The organism is Haladaptatus sp. DYF46, assembly GCF_021083305.1.
Lineage (GTDB): Archaea > Halobacteriota > Halobacteria > Halobacteriales > Haladaptataceae > Haladaptatus.
Window position 1 is genome coordinate 162,681 of the sequence record NZ_JAJFAY010000001.1, and the last position, 18,039, is coordinate 180,719.

18 protein-coding genes are annotated in these 18,039 nt (G+C 63.6%); 14 read left to right on the plus strand and 4 right to left on the minus strand.

Annotated elements, in window-relative coordinates; genetic code table 11:
• The first annotated feature begins 262 nt into the window (after nt 1-262).
• Complete coding sequence (locus tag LJF34_RS00875; protein WP_231182748.1) at nt 263-1,285, plus strand: DUF1616 domain-containing protein; 1,023 nt, start codon at nt 263-265, stop codon at nt 1,283-1,285.
• A complete protein-coding gene (locus tag LJF34_RS00880) occupies nt 1,285-1,866 on the plus strand; it encodes a metal-dependent hydrolase (protein ID WP_231182749.1) in 582 nt (193 codons plus the stop codon). Before LJF34_RS00875 ends, LJF34_RS00880 begins: the two co-directional genes overlap by 1 nt.
• A gap of 20 nt (nt 1,867-1,886) precedes the next feature.
• Here the strand turns inward: LJF34_RS00880 and LJF34_RS00885 are convergent, their stop codons facing one another.
• From LJF34_RS00885 to LJF34_RS00895, 3 genes are read right to left on the minus strand one after another with little or no spacing between them, the layout of a single operon-like run.
• Nucleotides 1,887-2,126, minus strand: a complete 240-nt coding sequence (locus tag LJF34_RS00885) for a zinc ribbon domain-containing protein (protein WP_231182750.1) — start codon at nt 2,124-2,126, stop codon at nt 1,887-1,889.
• A 47-nt stretch (nt 2,127-2,173) separates the two neighbouring features.
• On the minus strand, nt 2,174-3,190 hold the full coding sequence (locus LJF34_RS00890; RefSeq protein WP_231182751.1) for a GNAT family N-acetyltransferase: 1,017 nt from the start codon (nt 3,188-3,190) through the stop codon (nt 2,174-2,176).
• Nucleotides 3,187-4,800: an alkaline phosphatase family protein gene (locus LJF34_RS00895; RefSeq protein WP_231182752.1), complete on the minus strand. Its 1,614-nt coding sequence runs from the start codon at nt 4,798-4,800 to the stop codon at nt 3,187-3,189. Before LJF34_RS00895 ends, LJF34_RS00890 begins: the two co-directional genes overlap by 4 nt.
• A gap of 313 nt (nt 4,801-5,113) precedes the next feature.
• Here LJF34_RS00895 and LJF34_RS00900 point away from each other — a divergent pair, with 313 nt between their 5' ends.
• The 3 genes from LJF34_RS00900 (at nt 5,114) to LJF34_RS00910 (ending at nt 7,890) form a co-directional block, all read left to right on the plus strand.
• Nucleotides 5,114-6,058 carry a hypothetical protein gene (locus LJF34_RS00900; RefSeq protein WP_231182753.1) on the plus strand — a complete coding sequence of 315 codons (945 nt, stop codon included), beginning with the start codon at nt 5,114-5,116 and terminating at the stop codon, nt 6,056-6,058.
• A 191-nt stretch (nt 6,059-6,249) separates the two neighbouring features.
• Entirely contained in the window at nt 6,250-7,677 is a 1,428-nt protein-coding gene (locus LJF34_RS00905) for a hypothetical protein (RefSeq protein WP_231182754.1), read from the plus strand.
• Nucleotides 7,678-7,680: 3 nt separating this feature from the next.
• A complete protein-coding gene (locus LJF34_RS00910; RefSeq protein ID WP_231182755.1) occupies nt 7,681-7,890 on the plus strand; it encodes a hypothetical protein in 210 nt (69 codons plus the stop codon).
• 10 nt (nt 7,891-7,900) lie between these two features.
• Here the strand turns inward: LJF34_RS00910 and LJF34_RS00915 are convergent, their stop codons facing one another.
• Nucleotides 7,901-8,452, minus strand: coding sequence for a hypothetical protein (locus LJF34_RS00915; RefSeq protein WP_231182756.1), 552 nt, complete (start codon nt 8,450-8,452; stop codon nt 7,901-7,903).
• Between the two features lie 413 nt (nt 8,453-8,865).
• Between LJF34_RS00915 and LJF34_RS00920 the strand changes: the two genes are divergently transcribed.
• The 9 genes from LJF34_RS00920 to LJF34_RS00960 all read left to right on the plus strand — a co-directional run bounded on the left by LJF34_RS00920 (nt 8,866) and on the right by LJF34_RS00960 (nt 18,029).
• Nucleotides 8,866-9,444 carry an acyltransferase gene (locus LJF34_RS00920; RefSeq protein WP_231182757.1) on the plus strand — a complete coding sequence of 193 codons (579 nt, stop codon included), beginning with the start codon at nt 8,866-8,868 and terminating at the stop codon, nt 9,442-9,444.
• Nucleotides 9,441-10,517: a DegT/DnrJ/EryC1/StrS family aminotransferase gene (locus LJF34_RS00925; RefSeq protein ID WP_231182758.1), complete on the plus strand. Its 1,077-nt coding sequence runs from the start codon at nt 9,441-9,443 to the stop codon at nt 10,515-10,517. Before LJF34_RS00920 ends, LJF34_RS00925 begins: the two co-directional genes overlap by 4 nt.
• Entirely contained in the window at nt 10,510-11,487 is a 978-nt protein-coding gene (locus LJF34_RS00930; protein WP_231182759.1) for a Gfo/Idh/MocA family oxidoreductase, read from the plus strand. Before LJF34_RS00925 ends, LJF34_RS00930 begins: the two co-directional genes overlap by 8 nt.
• Entirely contained in the window at nt 11,484-12,839 is a 1,356-nt protein-coding gene (locus LJF34_RS00935; protein ID WP_231182760.1) for a nucleotide sugar dehydrogenase, read from the plus strand. Before LJF34_RS00930 ends, LJF34_RS00935 begins: the two co-directional genes overlap by 4 nt.
• A complete protein-coding gene (locus LJF34_RS00940) occupies nt 12,840-13,814 on the plus strand; it encodes a glycosyltransferase family 2 protein (protein WP_231182761.1) in 975 nt (324 codons plus the stop codon).
• On the plus strand, nt 13,811-14,872 hold the full coding sequence (gene wecB / locus LJF34_RS00945) for a UDP-N-acetylglucosamine 2-epimerase (non-hydrolyzing) (RefSeq protein WP_303646666.1): 1,062 nt from the start codon (nt 13,811-13,813) through the stop codon (nt 14,870-14,872). Before LJF34_RS00940 ends, wecB begins: the two co-directional genes overlap by 4 nt.
• On the plus strand, nt 14,856-15,746 hold the full coding sequence (locus LJF34_RS00950; RefSeq protein WP_231182762.1) for a polysaccharide deacetylase family protein: 891 nt from the start codon (nt 14,856-14,858) through the stop codon (nt 15,744-15,746). The genes wecB and LJF34_RS00950 overlap by 17 nt, the downstream gene beginning before the upstream one ends.
• A gap of 139 nt (nt 15,747-15,885) precedes the next feature.
• Nucleotides 15,886-16,959, plus strand: a complete 1,074-nt coding sequence (locus LJF34_RS00955; protein ID WP_231182763.1) for a GNAT family N-acetyltransferase — start codon at nt 15,886-15,888, stop codon at nt 16,957-16,959.
• A complete protein-coding gene (locus LJF34_RS00960; RefSeq protein WP_231182764.1) occupies nt 16,956-18,029 on the plus strand; it encodes a hypothetical protein in 1,074 nt (357 codons plus the stop codon). The genes LJF34_RS00955 and LJF34_RS00960 overlap by 4 nt, the downstream gene beginning before the upstream one ends.
• Nucleotides 18,030-18,039: the final 10 nt, after the last annotated feature.

An 18,039-nucleotide genomic window follows, 5' to 3' on the forward strand; every position in this document is an offset into this window, starting at 1 on the left:
CAAGCACGGAGGTGTATCTCGCCTTCATCCCCTTTGTTATGGACTTCCTTCCGCGTCACAATAACCCCTTACCGGGCCGAAAACCGCGGTTTCGAGGGGTTGACGGGGTAGTAGGGGTATCGAACAGCGTCGGGCCGGAAGTACGCGCTGGATAACAAAGTACCAGCCGAGAATACGACCCTCACGGACTGATTTCGATGCCTTTCCGAGAACAACGGACGGACCAGCACCGCACGAAAACAGCACGTGAGTTATTACCGACATGAGCCACGAAACGAACGACTCCTGGTGGGCCAAAATCACACAGCCGGTGTTGGAGTTCCCCGTCGATTTAGCTATCCTCGGTATCGTCGTCATACTCCTTTCACTTGCGCTCGTACAACCGATGGTGTACGGAACCCCGCTCGCCGTCGCGTTGGGACTTCCGCTCGTGTTCTTCGCGCCGGGGTACGCCCTCGTCGCGTTCCTGTTCCCGAAGGAGGGGTCGTCGCAGTCGCAGAAGTGGACGAGTCCGGCACGGGTCAGACAGCACGGCGTCACGGGCGGCGAACGCTGTGCACTCTCCTTCGGCGTCAGCGTCGCCCTTTTGACGCCGGTCGGAGTGCTGTTTTCGCTCGCTCGCCTGCCGTTCGTCCCGGTGTACGTCATCGCCGCCGTCGCCGCTTTCACGCTCCTCGTCTCGATCTTCGCGGTCGTTCGCCGGTTCAACGTCCCGAAAAAGAGCCGACTGTCGGTGTCGGTCCGCGGCGGCGTAACCCACCTGTACCGTGTCATCTTTCACGAGGAGTCGGCGGCGGACGTGGTACTCAATCTGGCGCTCGTCCTCTCGGTCATCGTCGCGCTGACGACCGTGGGATTCGCCGTCGCCGCCCCGCAGGATGGGGAACACTTCTCGAACCTGTCGTTGCTCACGCGGAACGATAACGGGGACTACGTCACGGAGGGTTACCCCACGAACATCACGGCGGGCGAGTCGAACCCCGTGTTCGTCTCGGTGCAGAACCACGAGGACGAGACGACGGAGTACACCGTCGTCGCCCAACTTCAGCGCGTGGAGCAGCGCCCGAACGGCGGTGCGCGCGTCACGGAACGCGAGGAGATAGGCCGGTTCGACCGTCGGGTTTCGGCGGGTGAGAGGTGGCGAACGCGCCACGACATCGATCCGACCATGACCGGTGAGGACCTTCGCCTCGTCTATCTCCTCTACAAGGGCGACCCGCCGAGCGACCCGACCACGAGTAACGCCGCCCAACACACCCAAATTTGGGTCAACGTGACGGCATAATGTGGCCGTGGGAACATCTCGCGTTCGGCTATCTCACCTACTCCGTCTTCAGACGCCTGTGGACGGGACGCGCGCCGCGAAGCGACGCGGTGGTCGTCCTCTGCGTTGCGACGCAACTTCCCGACCTCGTGGACAAACCGCTCGCGTGGTCCCTGTCGGTGCTTCCGAGCGGGCATTCGCTGGCCCACTCGCTCGTCACCGCGGCCCCGCTGTCTGCGGTGGCGCTCCTCTTGGCCCATCGAGCGAAGCGAACCGATATCGGCGTCGCGTTCACGGTGGGCTACCTCTCGCACCTCGCGGGGGACATCATCTACCCCGTCGCCGTCGGCAAGACGCCCTCGTTCGACTTCCTGCTGTGGCCCCTCGTTCCCGTCCCGACCGACCGATCGGGTCTCGGGTTTCTGGCACGATTCCACGAGTACTTCGGCGACTACGTCACACACCTCGGCGACCCGGCAATCAGGGGGTACATCGCGCTCGAACTCGGCCTGCTGCTAGGAGTGTTCTGCCTCTGGTTGTTCGACGGAATGCCGGGCGTGCCGCGGAAAATCGTCCGCTACGCCCCGGTAATCGGTCGATAACGACAACTCGGAGACGTCTCTTACTCTTCCGAAAGCACCGTTCCGCAGTGATGACAGGTGACGTTTTCCGGGTCGTTTCTGGCACCACACGACGGACAGTTCGCTTTGTCCGCCGGGTCCGTGGAATCGCCTCCCGATTGTGACGACGAGCCAATCGCGATAAGCATGAGTCCCGCGATGATGATGCCGATTTGGCCGAAAAAGGAGCCGATGCCGAAGAAGACGAGCGCGATTCCGGCCGCGACGAGCGGATTTTCCATACTTCCGCCAGCGATGGCCGAATAATAAGTTTTGTCAGGTGTCCTGCCTATCTGAACCGCTTGTACATGTCCGTCAGCAGGTTCATCATTCTCGTGCCGCGCTCCAGACTGTGATACCGGACGAGTTCCGGGTTGAACTTCGCCTTGTAACCACAGAGGCGGCGCTCGTTCGCGCCGACGAGGTCGTAGCGCGGGATTCCCTCCTCCATCGCGTCGCGCATGATGGCCCAGTCCACGAGGTCGTTGATGGGCACGTTGAGGTCGTGTTTCGCGCCGCCCTGCCAGCGGTAGACGCGTTCGTCGTCCGCAAGCGCGACCATCCCGCCCGCGAACTCGCCGTCCACGTCACAGACGTAGGGTCGGACCGCGCCGTCGGGCAGGAATCGGTAGAGGTCCACGACGAACTGCGGCGAGAGGCGGTACGGTTCGTCCTGCTCGTCGTGACGGGTTTTCACCTGCCCGATGATCTTTCGAATCGCTTCGGGCCCGCCGACGTGGATTTCGTACCGTTCGTCGTCGGTCCTGATGTTGCTCCGGGCGTCGCCGCTGAAACTGGACAGCACGTCGTCTTCGCCGGGCGTGAGGTCCACCTCGTAGGTGTGTCGCGGCTGAATTTCGAACTCGTTCCACTCGAACGGACGGACGTCGTCGTAGTTTCCGCCCGTCCGAACGTGGACGTACTTCGGCGCGAACTCTCGGTCGAGCCAGTCGAGACAGCCGTCGATGAACCGTCGGTGTCGTCGCTCCGCCTTTCGTCGCTTCAGTTTCCCCATGTTCAACAGGACGGGGCCGAGGTGCGGGAGCCAGAGGTTCGGCGGCGGCGAAAACGCCGTCGTCACCCCTCCTTTCGAGATGGTGAAGGCGGGAAACAGCCCGACCGGTTCCTGTCCCTTGTAGCCCACGAGCGGATGGAACGTCGCGCCCGTGTGGTCCGCCTGCACTTCGAGAGCCTCTAACCGGTGGAACACGGCCCCCTGTGGTGACCGCTCCACGAGTCCGTTCCAGTGGTCCACGTCGTTTGTCCGTTCTACCCTGATGCCGTTCTTTTCGATTGTAACACTCATTCGAGGTATCCGAGGTCTGCAAGTCGCGTTTCCACGCGCTCGTCGTCCGTTTCGACCGTCTCGCCCGCGTCGAACGCGGGGTAGCGCTGCTCGCCCGCCGACTCGACGACGGGCAGGACGCGCCCGTCCATCCGGTCGCTCGTCGGGAGTCCGAAGGTGGACAGAATCGTCGGTGCCACGTCGAAGAGGTGGGCACCGTCGAGGCTCGCATCGGGGTCGACTCCCGCGCCCGCCGCGGCGAAAATCCCGTTTCGCTTGTGGTTCCACGGTTCGCGCGGTTTCCCGAACTGCTGGCCGCGCAGTTGGGCCGAGAGGAACTGGTCGTACTCGGCGGGAACGCACGCGATGTCCACGGCGTCATCGCTGTACGGACCGGTGAAGAACTCCTCGCGCGGGGCAACGGTTTCGAATACGGGGTCGCCGTCGGGCGTCCTGACGCCTCGTAGCTTTTCGATTATCTCCGCGCGAACCGACTCGTACTCGTCGGGCGAGACGACGCCGCTCGGGTCGCGCCCCTCGACGTTGAGTCGGACGCCGCACTCGATTCGGTCGCGCATGTACGCGACGGAGTTGGGGAAGTCGACCTGTTCGGTCGCCGCGCGGATGAAGTCCTCCGGGACGCGCTCGGCGACGAACGTGTCCAGTCCCGCGCGTTCGAGGACGGCACCGATTCGTTGACTCGTGATGCCGACCTTCGCGGCGATGGCGAGTCCCCGCTCGGCCATCCCCTGTTCGCGCGGCGAACTCTCTTCCCCTTGCTGGAGTTGGTTGCCCGCGATGGTGGACCACGACGGCATCCCTTCGCCGCCGCGGGCGGTTTCGACGTAGCCCTCCTCGCGCAGGAAGTCGTTGACCCGGAACTCGTATCCGGTGTACTCGCCGATGCCGTGGTCGCTGGCGACGACGACCGTTTCCGGGTCGCAGGCGTCGAGGATTTTCCCGACCTGTTCGTCCACCGCCTCGTAGACGGTGCGGACGACGTCCTCGTCGCCGGGATGTTCGTGAAACAGCGTGTCCGTACTCTGGAATTGAACGAAGCCGAAGTCGGGGTCGAACCGATCCGCGAGGTATCTAAATGCGTCACCGCGCATGCGTGTGAGACGGCGATACCATTCGACCGATTTGTCTTCGGGGAGGTTTCGCGGCGGATACACCCGATAACCGCCTATTTCGTTCCGAACGTCGTCGAGAAGCCCGTCGGGATGGCACGCCGGGTTCTCCGGCGCGGTGTATCCCGGCAGTACCGCGCCGTCGATTTCGCGCGGCGGGTGCGTAACCGGTGCGTTGACGACGACGCTCGAAAGTCCGTGTTGGTCGAGCAGTTCCCACAGCGTGTACTCGCGGACGCGGCTCGCGTTGACGACGTCCCAGTCGTAGCCGTCGAAGTGAAGAAAGCCGAACACGCCGTGTTTCCCGGGGTTGACTCCGGTGTACAGCGACGGCCACGCGCTCGGCGTCCACGGCGGGAGCTGTGATTCCAGTGGCCCGGATGACCCCCCGTCGAATATCGATGCGAGGTGTGGCAGCGCGTCCTCCTCGAACAGGGGTTCGAGGACGGACCGGCACCCCGCGTCGATGCCGATGAGAAGGGTCTGCATCTGACAATCCATGCTGCCTCGTGAAACCCCACCTTCGTCCTTTGTTATGCGTGGGTTTCCGGCCGTATATTCGGGTCGTACTCCTCGAATTCCGCATCGAACGGGATAGTAGGGCGAGCGTGCGTCTCAATACAACGTTTCCCCGGTTTCGACGCGAATTACCCCGATTCCGGTATATAGTGCCGGCTCCACGGTGGCGGAGATGTTGGCCTTCTGCGGTCCACTCGCCGCTCCACTCGAATCGGCCGATACACTTAAAATCGCAATACAGCATTGAAGGAGAATCGGAACGTACTTAAATCAGTAAGATAGCATTGAACCTGCAATGGCACGCGACGAAACGACACACGAGCGGATCGAAACCAACGAGAAATTCGAACGTAACCGGCGATCGTTCCTGAAAGCGGCAGGTGCGACGGTAACGACCGCAGTCGGTCTCGGCGTGGCAGGCGGAAGCGCCAGTGCGAGCGAGTATGAGACGATTACCGTCCCCGCTGGCAGCACGAAGGACATCACGGTCGGCGATGGCAAGAACTTGGAGAACACCCTGATCGACCAGAGCGCTCCGGGCGCGGCGGCGACGATTCGCGCCAGTGGGAGCGACTGGAAGATTCGAAACGTCGGGCTCAAAGGCGGTTGTGGCGCGACGAACTTCGGCTTCTTCAGTATCATGCCGAGCGTTTCCTCGGGCGGCAAGGGCGTCATCGAGAACGTCTACATGGGCGACGGCGCGGAGACGAACAGCGCCAACGAGGCCCAACCCGGTGGTCTCTGGGTTAACGCGAACGCGCCTCACGAGGGCGACCTCACGATTCGGAACACGAACATTCAGAAGTACGCGAACAACGGTCTGTACGGGAGCGGTCCCGGTGCGGCGAACGGTGCCGGGTCGGGCGGTCCCGTCAAAGTCGAGGGCTGTTACTGTGCGAACAACGACATCGCCAACGTCCGCCTCGGAACGCCGGGTTCGCACGTGAAGGATACCGTCATCGAGAACGACGGCGCTCCCGTACATCACCCGAACGGACCGAACAAGCGCGGAATCTGGGGCTGGTACGTTCCCATTACCGTGAAGAACTGTGATGTCCGCACCTCCGAATACGACGCGGTGAACGGTGGGTTCCACGGCGGCGAAGTCATGGTGAAGAACTCGCAGGTGAAGGGACCGACGAGCGGCTCGGTCGAGACGAAGAACGTCGGCAGCAATCCGAAGACGAAGATTCCGAAGACGGTCCCGAAGAGTGCGGAACAGGCGGCAAAAGGCAACTGAACGGCCAACTAGTGCGATTATGTGATATCTTTTTCCCGTCGATACGGGTTCTATCCCCGGTAAGCTACCGTTTCCGTGCGGAAACGTCAGCATTATATCCATAGAACCTGATAGCAATATCCTTTAAATTTCTACAAATCCCCCGGGTCTGAACCGGAATTTACTTAAATTGGTACTGTGGCATTGAATTCATGGCACGCGACGATGCGGTACGCGACGTACCGAACAACGGTCTGTTGAAGCGACGTTCGTATCTGAAATTCGCCGGAGCGACGGCGGCGGCGTTCGCAGCCGCCGGTTCGGCGACCGGAAAGAAGTATCGAACCATTACCGTCCCGGCGGGGACGAAAAAGACCATCGAGGTCGGCGACGGTGAGACGTTCGAAAACGTCCTCATCGACATGACGGCGAACGGTGCATCCGCACAGATCCTCACCACCGGGTCCGGATGGACTATTCGAAACGTCGGATTCAAAGGCACGCACCCGGGCGGACACTACCTCATGACCCCCGGTGTCTCGGCGGCGAACGGCACCGGATTGGTCGAGAACGTTTACATGGGCGACGGACAGGTCGCTCGAACCAAGAGCGGTGGAATCTGGCTCAACTCGAACCTCCCCCACCGCGGCACCATCACTTTCCGTAACGTCCACATCGCGAAGATGATAGACAACGGCCTGTACGGTTCAGGTCCCGGAGCACGAGGGTACGGCGGGAACCTCCACGTCGAGTCCTCGTACTTCAAAGGCAACACCATCGCCAACGTCCGCCTCAACGGGAAGACACGCCCCTGCAACGTGACGAACACCGTGGTCGATACGAGCGGAAATCAGGCCTGTGGCGTCGGTTGTTCCGCCCCCGGTTCGAAGAACACGCGCGCGATCTGGTCGTGGTACGGCGAAACCCACCTTCGAAACTGTGACATCGTCGGTTCCATCTCGACCGCCCACGGCGGGACGGTCACGAAGACGAACACCCGGACCGGCAGCAGCGCGGACCTGACGCCGCCGAAAGGCGTTCCGATGACCGCGGAACAGGCCGCGAGCGGCGCGGGCGGTAGCTCCGGCAACCGCAAGCAGTCCACCGCGAAAAAACAGGCCAAAGCACGGGGTCTCCCGAACGTCATCAGCATCTCCAGTTCGAACTCCGGTGCGCCCGCCTCCTACGAGTTCGAGGTCGCCGGAAAAGTGCGAAAATCCACCGACCGCGGTGCGTCGAAGGACGGCGACGACAGCCTCAAGCACGGCATGGCAAAGGGTTCGGTCGCGGGCGGTACCGACAGCTATCGGTTCTCCGGAACGCTCGCGAGCTTCAGCCTCGACGGCAACGCGACCGTCTTCTTCAACGGCACGAAGGTCACGCCGGATAAACTCGGCCTGCCGAAGACCATCGTCATCGACGGAACCGTGAACGAAGGCTCCAACGCCTACTCGTTCGACGTGGGCGGTTCGGTCGCGAAATCCCGTGCCCTCGGGTCGGTGAACAAGCACGACTCCGTCCACGGCACTCGCGTCGACGGCAAAGTCTTCGGTGGCAAGGACGGCTACCGCTTCTCCGGCGACCTGAAACGCCTTCAAATCGACGGCAACGCACGCATTTCACTCGGAACGGAGGAGTGATCGATGGGCCAACCTCTCTGGGAGCGGCTTCCCGCGGACCCGGACCTCGAAGGGGACCTCGGCTACGAGATCGACGAATGGGACGTCATCCGCGCCCGTCGGGACGGCCGTGGCCGTCTCATGTTCCTTCCGAAGGACAGCGAGATGCTCCGCGATGACGCGTTCATCCTCGCCGACCCGGACGCCGTTTGCAACGTCGAAAACAGACAGTAAGCGGCGGCCGTTATTGCCCTTCTGCACGCCGCAGTTCCGGCGGTAATCCCCGTAGGGTTCGGCGTCGGTAGTAGAGGTACTGACCGATGGCCGAAACGCCGTACACGATGAGGATGATTATGGCAGTGGCGATGCCGGAAATCAGCGCGAACGGGTACACGTTGAACCAAACGCCGATGACGAGGAGGATGCTCCCGATGGAGAGGGCGAGGTAGTACCTGTCCCACGGAAGCGCGGGTCTGGAGACGTCCCCGAGGTACGTGTCGAGTTCGCGTGCGCGTCGAGAGAGCGAAATCGTCCCCTCGTCGCGGTCGTACTCGACGATACCCGCGTCATCGAGTTTCGGGAGATGGGTCTGATAGAGCGAGATGTAGACGCGCTTTCGCTGCTCGCTCGTCAAGCTGGACAGCGTGGTCTGGTTTTCCCACACCGCCACTTGGTCGGTCAGGTCCGAAAGTTCGACGAGACCTCCCTCCCGACGCAAGTAGTAGAGCGCGTAGCGCCGCCGTGGACTCTTGAGAACTTCGAACACTTGGTCCTGTGAGAGTCCGGAACTAGCCATTGTGTGAAGACAGCAGTTGCTCGCTCATCGAAACCAATACACCTCCGTTCGCGTACGTGACCACCCTGTAGTCACGGATGCCACCACCGCATACACCGGCAATCACCGCTTCCCCACTTTGTTACCACGGTGCTGTTTCGGGGTAGTGTCGCCATACAGTTCGTCTATCCGTTGATACCGACCGTTCCCGACATGATAACGTCGATTTCGGCGCTGTAAGAGGCCGTGAAGGGGCTAGTCCCGAACTACCTGCCGCCAAGGAGCGTATAACAAAGAGGACAGGTAGAGCATGCAGGATAACGCCCTTCCGTCGCCTGCGTGGCGGAATCGGGCGAATTCACGAACTAACCTATGAACTCACTACCATCCACTGACACGCCCTGTGATTCGTGTCTCCGCTGGGGTGGTCGCCCATGACCGAACAACGGAGTCACGACCGGACCAGCCACTCCGAAACGACGGTTGGATACGCCTATTCGGACGATTCCGCGCCTCCGGTCATCGGCGACGACGCGACCATCCGTTCGGGAACGGTCATTTACGACGACGTGACCATCGGCGACGACTTTACGACCGGCCACGGTGCGCTCGTCCGGGAGGAGACGACCATCGGCGACGACGTTATCGTCGGCACGAACACGGTTATCGACGGCCAAACGACCATCGGCTCGAACGTGAGCATGCAGACGAACGTCTACATCCCGACGAACACCACCATCGGCGACCGAGTGTTCGTCGGCCCGGCGGCCACGTTCACGAACGATCCGTACCCGATTCGACAATCGAGCGACCTCGAAGGTCCGACGCTCGAAGACGACGTTTCCATCGGGGCGAACGCGACCCTCCTTCCCGGAGTCACGGTCGGTAGCGGGGCGTTCGTCGCCGCCGGTGCGGTCGTGACCGACGACGTCCCGCCGGAGACGCTTGCGGTCGGCGCACCCGCGGAGATCCGACCGCTTCCCGAGTCGCTCGGCGGAGGGAACGAACTGTGATACCCATCGCCGACCCGGAACTGGGCGAGGAAGAGATCGAAGCGACCACCGCCTGCCTCGAAGAGGGACAGCTCGCGGACGGGCCGGAGGTCCGGCAGTTCGAAGACGAGTTCGCGGCCTTCTGTGGCACCGAGTTCGGCGTCGCCACGAGCAACGGAACGACGGCCCTCCACGCCGCCTTCGAGGCGCTCGACATCGGGCCGGGCGACCGGGTGGTAACGTCGCCCTTCTCGTTCGTCGCCAGCGCCAACGCGATTCGGCTGGCCGGTGCGGAACCGGTGTTCGCCGACATCGACCCGGAGACGTACACGCTCGACCCCTACGCGACCGAGCAGGCCGTGCGGGAACACGAGGCCGATGCGATTCTCGCGGTCCACCTGTACGGACTGCCCTCGGAGATGAGCCACTTGCAGGACATCGCCGATACGCACGACGTCGCGCTCGTCGAGGACGCCGCACAGGCACACGGTGCCGAATACGACGGTCGGACCGTCGGGTCGTTCGGCGACGCGGCGTGTTTCTCCTTCTACCCGACGAAGAACATGACGACGGGTGAGGGAGGAATGGTAACGACCGACCGTCGGGATGTCGCCGAGCGCGCCGCGAGTTACGTCAACCACGGCCGCACGGCGAGCGGCGGATACGACCACGTTCGCCTCGGCCACAACTTCCGGATGACCAGCATGGCCGCGGCCATCGGTCGCGTGCAGTTGTCGCGCCTGCCGAAGTACAACGAGGCGCGGCGCGCCAACGCGGCGTATCTCACCGACCGACTCCGGGACGCGGCGGTCAAGCCGCCCATCGAACCGGACGCCTGCCGGCACGTCTACCACCAGTACACGATTCGTGCCGAGGACCGGGACGGCCTCCGGGAGCACCTCGAATCGGAAGGCGTCGGGACGGGCATCTACTACTCGACGCCGATTCACGAACAACCAGCGTACGACCACGTCGACCACGACGCTCCGATTTCGGAGCAGGTAGCCGAGAACGTCCTCTCGCTGCCCGTCCATCCCGGACTGTCGGGGGACGACGTGCGAACCATCGCATCAGCCATCAAAAGTCATGAGTGAACCAACGAACGCAGTCGTCATCGGCGTCGGAAGCATGGGCCGCCATCACGCCCGCGTCTACAGCGAACTCCCCGAGGTGAACCTCGTCGGGATTCACGACGTGGACGAGGAGAACGCGGCGGAGGTCGCCCGAAATCACGGAACGCAAGCGATCGACATGGAGACGGCCATCGAAAACGCGGACGTCGCCTCCATCGCCGTTCCGACACCGTACCACTACGAAACCGCGAAACAGTGCATCGACGGCGGCGTTCACGTCCTCGTCGAGAAACCGTTCGTCGCCGACCCCGACGAGGGGTTGGACCTGATTTCGCGCGCGGAGAAGGCGGACGTGACGATTCAGGTCGGGCACATAGAGCGATTCAACCCGGCGATTCGAACGCTCTCGGAGATCGTCTCCGAACTCGACATCATCGCCATCGACGCACAGCGACTCGGCCCGCCGCCGGAGGGACGCGCGGTGGACGTGAGCGCCGTGATGGACCTGATGATTCACGACATCGACGTCCTCCTGTCGCTCGTGGACGACGATATCACGTCGGTCACCGCGGTCGGCACACGGGACAACCGCTACGCCAGTGCGAGCATCGAGTTCGACGGCGGCGTCGTCGCCGGACTCACGGCGAGTCGGGTGACACAGGAGAAGGTCAGAAAGCTCTCGATCACGGCGGCGGAGTGTCGGGTGAACGTCGATTACACCAACCAGTCCGTCGAGATTCACCGTCACTCCATGCCGGAGTACATCGAGGACAACGGCGACCTTCGCTACCGCCACGAGAGCATCATCGAGCGTCCGACCGTCGAGAACGGCGAACCGCTGAAGAACGAACTCCGCTCGTTCGTCCGGAGCGCGAGAAACGGCTCGACGCCCGTCGTCACGGGCGAGGACGGCCTTCGAGTCCTCGAAGTCGCGCGGAAAATCGACGGGTTGGCGTCCGGGCCGAAAGAGCGGGAGGTGCATCTCGGGTGAGCCTGCGAGAGCAGACCACTCTCTACGCGAACGACGCGACGAACGCGGAACAGCGCGAAGCGTTCCTCTCCGGCGACGTTCCGGTCGCGGTGTACGGCCTCGGAAAGATGGGCCTGCCGCTCGCGGCGGTGTACGCCGACACCTGCGGGAACGTCGTCGGCGCGGACGTCGACCCGGACGTGGTGGCGGCGGTCAACCGCGGCGACTGTCACGTCCAGCGCGAACCGGGTCTGGACGAACTCGTTTCCGAAACGGTGGCCGACGGCGCGCTTCGCGCGGTCGAATCGCCGACCGAGGCGGCGCGGGACGCGGCGATTCACGTCGCCATCGTCCCGACGCCGATAACGGACAGCGACGAACCCGACCTCGCCATCCTCCAATCCGTGATGGAGAGCATCGCGGCGGGACTCTCCCCCGGCGACCTCGTGGTCGTCGAGTGCACGGTTCCGCCGCGAACGACTCGGGACGTGCTGCTCCCGATGCTGGAACGCGAAAGTGACCTCGCGCGCGAGGAGTTCGGCGTCGCGGTCTGTCCGGAACGCACGTCCAGCGGACGCGCGTTGCAGGACATCCGCGGGGCATACCCGAAGGTGGTCGGCGGCGTGGACGACGAGAGCACGCGCGTCGCGGAACTCGTCTACGGCGAACTCACCGACAACGACGTCATCGCGGTGCGGGACGCGACCACCGCGGAGGCCGTGAAGGTGTTCGAGGGCGTCTACCGCGACGTCAACATCGCGCTGGCGAACGAACTCGCAACGATCGCCGACGAGGCCGAAATCAGCGTCAACGAGGCCATCGAGACGGCGAACACCCAACCGTTCTGTGACATCCACAGGCCGGGACCGGGCGTCGGCGGTCACTGCATTCCGTACTATCCGTACTTCCTCATCCGCCAGTTCGACGAGGCGTTCCCGCTGTTGACCACCGCGCGCGATGTGAACGATTCGATGCCCGCGTTCACGGTGGAGAAGGTCGAGGAATTGCTTTCCGAGGAGGGAAAAACGCTCGCGGATTCGCGGGTGCTCGTCCTCGGGTTGACCTACCGTCCCGGCGTCGAGGAGACGCGGGCGGCCCCGGCCCGACCCATCTGCGCCGATCTGACCGAACGCGGCGCGGAGGTGTTCGCGGTGGATCCGGTACTCCCCGACGCCGACGGTTTCGAGGCGACGAAACTGCCGCTCGAATCGATTTCGGATAGCGACTTCGACGCGGCGGTGCTGGTGACGAACCACGGCGAGTTCGCGGACATCGACTGGGCCGGGTTCGACCCGATGGCCGTCGTTGACGGTCGAAACTGTCTCGACCTCTCGTGGACCGACCACCGCGTCTACACCATCGGAGGTGACTGAATGTACGAGGGAAACACCGTCGCGGTGGTCGTTCCGGCGTACGACGAGGAGGGATTGGTCGGTCGGGTCATCGACACCGTCCCCGACTTCGTCGATAGGGTGTACGCCGTCGACGACTGCTCGACGGACGGAACGTGGGAGGAGATTTGCTCCCACGCCCAGCACGCCGACCCGGTCGCGGACGGCGGGGCGATGGGCGACGGACGGATGACGTTCGACCAGCGCGTCGTGCCGATTCGCCACACGGAAAACCGCGGCGTCGGCGCGGCCATCAAGACCGGGTACTGTCGCGCCCACGAGGAGAACATCGACGTGACGGCGGTGATGGCCGGGGACGGACAGATGCGCCCAGAGATGCTGGAACGGATCATCCAACCGATCGTCGATGGCCGGGCCGATTACGCGAAAGGGAACCGCCTCTCGACGCCGGGATTCCGCGAGGGGATGTCGGCGTGGCGGAGTTTCGGCAACTGGCTTCTCACCTTCCTCACGAAGGTCGCGAGCGGTTACTGGGGGATGGTGGACCCACAAAACGGGTACACCGCGATTTCGGGGCGGGCGCTCTCGAACCTCGACATCGAGGACGTGTACGACGATTACGGCTTCGCCAACGCCCTATTGGTTCGCCTGAACGTCCACGACATGCGGGTCGCCGATGTGACGATGCCCGCCGTCTACGGCGACGAGCAGAGCACGATTCGCTACTCGACGTTCATCCCGAAGCTTTCGGCGCTGTTGCTGTGGAGCTTCCTCTGGCGTTTGAAGACGAAGTATCTGGTCCGCGACTTCCACCCGCTCGCGTTCCTCTACGGACTCGGGACGCTCGGAACCGCCGCCGGGGTGCTCTCGCTCGCTCGCCGCAAGCGGGAGTCGAGCGACGGTCTCACCGCGGTGCTGCTCGGCGGCGTCTGTCTCGTGCTGGCGATGACCTTCGACAGGGAGGAGAACGCGGACCTGGAGGTGGACTGCGAATGAAGGTACTGACCGTCGTCGGCGCGCGTCCACAGTTCGTCAAGGCCGCCGCCGTCTCCCGGGTCCTCCGCGAGGACCACGAGGAGGTCCTCGTCCACACCGGCCAACACTACGACGAGGACATGTCGGACGTGTTCTTCGAGGAGCTGTCCATCCCGTTCCCGGACACCAACCTCGGCGTCGGGTCCGACACGCACGGCAGACAGACCGGCGCGATGCTCTCCGGGTTGGAGGCCGAAATCGAGGCCGAAGAACCGGACGCGGTGCTCGTCTACGGCGACACCAACTCCACGCTCGCGGCGGCCATCGCCACCTCGAAGATGGACCCGCCGCTGGCCCACGTCGAGGCCGGCATGCGAAGCGGAAGCGAGATTCCCGAGGAGACGAACCGCGTCCTCACCGACCACGCCGCGGACCTGCTGTTCGTCCCCTCCACCGACGCCGCCGCCAACCTCGCGCGCGAGGGAATCACCGAGGGCGTCCACAACAGCGGCGACGTGGGATACGACGCGCTCCTCTGGGCCCGCGAACGGGCCGACAGGAGCGTCCTCTCCGAGTTCGACGTGAATGGGAGGGAGTTCGTCCTCGCCACCGTTCACCGGGACACGAACGCGGACGACCCCGACAAACTGGAGGCCATCGTGGACGCGCTGGTTTCGGACCCCCGCCCCGTCGTCCTCCCGGCCCATCCCCGAACGGTCGCCCGATTGGAGGAGTTCGGCCTCTACGGCCGAGCGGAGCGCGAACTGACGCTGACGGAACCCGTCGGCTACCGGCAGTTCGTCGCCCTCTTGGACGCCGCGACGGCCGTCGCCACCGATTCGGGCGGCGTCCAGAAGGAGGCGTTTTTCCTCGACACGCCGTGTGTCACGCTCCGTGACGAGACCGAGTGGGTCGAGACGGTGGAGAGCGGGTGGAACACGCTCGTCGGCGCGGACGAAGCGGCGATTCGAACCGCCCTCTCGAACGCGACGACGCCGACGGAGAAGCCAACGCCCTACGGCGATGGAACCGCTGCCGAACGAATCGTGGAGGTGCTTTCCGATGTTACCCGGCTATGAATTCGAACTGTGTTTGACCCACGACGTGGATAGACCGTACAAGCGACTGCAGGCCCCGTACTACGCCCTCAAGGACCGAAATCCTGAACATCTCTCGGCGCTCGTGCCGGGCGTCAACCCGTGGTGGCAGTTCGAGGAGATAATGGAACTGGAGGAGTCGCTGGGCGTTCGGTCGGCGTTCTACTTCCTACAGGAGGAGTCCATCCTCCAGAAGTCCCCGAGCGAGTTGCTCAACCCGCGCTACTGGATAGAGCACCTCGGTCGGTACGATCTGTTCGACACTGACATCCTCGACGTGCTTCACAAACTGGACGACGGCGGGTGGGAAGTCGGCCTCCACGGCTCTTACGACTCCTACGACGACCGCGATGCCCTCCGGGACCAGAAGACGGCGTTGGAGGCCGCCCTCGGTCACCGCGTTCGCGGCGGTCGGCAACACCACCTGAATCGCGCCGATTCGACGTGGGAACACCATCGCGACATCGGACTGGAGTACGACGCGAGCCTCGGGTCGAGTTCCGAGTACGGGTTCGACAACGGGTACGGCGTACAGCGCCCGTTCGACGACGAGTTCCTCGTTTTCCCGCTCACGATGATGGACATCGCGGTGCCGGACCCCGGCGACGACTTCGAGACGGCGTGGAACGCCTGCGAGGAAGTGCTGGCCGAAGCGGCCGAAAACGACGCCGTGATGACCATCCTCTGGCATCCGCGGATGTTCGCCGACGAGTTCCGAGGCCACCGTCGCCTCTACCGCCGCATCATCGAGTCCGCGCTCGAACGCGGTGCGTGGGTCGGCCCGCCGGGGGAACTCGCGTCCCGTATCGGCACCGCTCCGCAAAACCGAACCGGAACGGCGAGCGTACACCGTTGATAGGCCGTTCTATTGTGCGGCCGATTCACATCTTTTCCCTCCCGTAGCGACGCCCTACCTGACCGCTTCCCGTGCCTTCTCGGCGACAGGCGGGGGATAACAAAGTGAAAACCACCGTTATCGACTGGCGAGACGACGAATGAGAGTCGAACGTCTAGATATTACAGAATGGGACGATGCACTCCCCAGCGACGGATTTGAGGTGTTTCACCGACCGGCGGCGCTCGCCGCGATAGACCGCCACGCGCCGGGTGAACTCCACCTGTACGGGGGATTCAAGGGACAGCAAGCTATCGCTTTGCTCCCGGTAGTCGTTCGGAACGGGCCGCTCGGAACCGTCGCGATGTCGCCGCCGCCGGGGATGGCGATTCCGCGACTGGGACCGATAGTGATGCCCACGAGTCCGAAACGGCGGAAACAGGAGAAGGTCAACCGGGAGTTCACCGAGACGGTACTCGACCGGATTCGAACCGACTACACGGGGCGACTCGCGCAGGTCGGTTTCGATTCGCCCATGGCGGAGCGCGTGGGCGAACAGATGGAATCCGGCCTGACCCTGTTTCGAATGCTCTGTGGGACCGCCTACGGCGACCCGCGCCCCTACCTGTGGGGCGACCTGAGCGTCGAACCCTACTTCACCTACGAACTTGACTTGGCATCGACCACGGCCGACGCCGTGAAGAAATCGTTCAGCAAGAGCCTCCGGCGGGAAATACGGGACGCAGAAGAACTCGACGTCACCGTCACGCGAGAGGGAATCGCGGGCGCACGGGACGTGTTCGAACACACCGTGGACCGCTACGACGAGCAGGACGAATCCCTCGGCCTGTCGTGGAACTACGTCCGCGACCTCTGGGAGGGGCTGGATGACGCCGCCCAGACCTACGTCGCCCGCGACGACGACGGGAACTACCTGACCGGCATCACCGCGCTCTATTCGAACGACGCGGCGTACTTCTGGCAGGGCGGTGCCCGCTCGGTGTACGAGGGAACGAGCGTGAACAGCCTCGTCCACTGGCGCATCATTCAGGACATCGTGGACGACCCGCCGGTCGAATCGGTGACGACCTACGACCTGATGGGCGCGAACACGGAACGACTGTGCCGGTACAAGGCGAAGTTCGGTGCCGACCTCGTTCCATACTACCTCGTCGAATCGAGCGGTACGACCATGAGCGCCGCCAAGCGAGCGTACCAGTTCGTCAGAGGATGAGATACCTGTTCTTTACAAACACGCCCGCACACGTCCACCTCTATCGTCACGCGATAGAGGTGTTACAGGAACGGGGTCACGACGTGCTCGTCCTAGGGCGTGATTACGGCTGCACCCGTGCCCTGCTGGAGTATCACGACCTCCCGCACGAAATCTACGGGGAGTGCGAGACGACGAAGTACTCGCTGTTCCGCGAACTGCCACAGCACTACTTCCGCATCTTTCGGCGCACCCGCCGATACGACCCGGACCTCATCTTCGGCGTCGGGTCCTACGCCGCCCACGCCGGGGCGATATCGCGCACGCCGGTCGTCGTCGTCGCCGACTCGGAGCCGACGGGCATCGATCACCTCGCGTCCCGCCCGTTCGTGGACACGTTCCTCACGCCGCACACGTTCGGCAAGGACCTCGGCGGGAATCACTACGAGTTTCGCGGGTTCAAAGAGCTCGCCTACCTCCATCCCGACGTGTACGACCCCGACCCGACGATTCGAAGCCGACTCGGGGTCGAACCGGACGAAGACTACGCAATCGTGCGGTTCAACGCCTTCGGGTCACACCACGACGTGGGACACTCGGGCTTCTCGCTCGAAAAGCGCCGGAAACTCGTCTCCGCGCTCTCCGAACACGCGACGGTGTTCGTCTCCGACGAGGGCGGCAATCCCGCTCCCGGCGAGTCGCACGAGTTCGACCTCCACCCGGCCCTGCTCCACGACGCGCTGGCGGAGGCCTCGCTGTTAGTCGCGGACACGCAGACGATGGTGACGGAGGCGGCCCTGCTGGGCACGCCCGCGATTCGTTCGAACTCCTTCGTCGGCGAGTCGGACATGGGTAACTTCGTCGAACTCGAACGCGAGGGCCTCATCCACAACTACCGCGACTTCGAGGACGTGTTGTCGAAGTCCCTCTCCCTCCTCGCGGACGATTCGGCGAAAGCACGGCTCCGCGAACGACGGGACGAGTACCTGTCGAACATGGTGAACCTCACCGACGTCATCGTGGACGTCGCGACGACGGCGGTGGTTCCGACGGAGCGAATCGAGCGAACGGTCGCGGTGACCCACCGGTAGCAAACCCGAC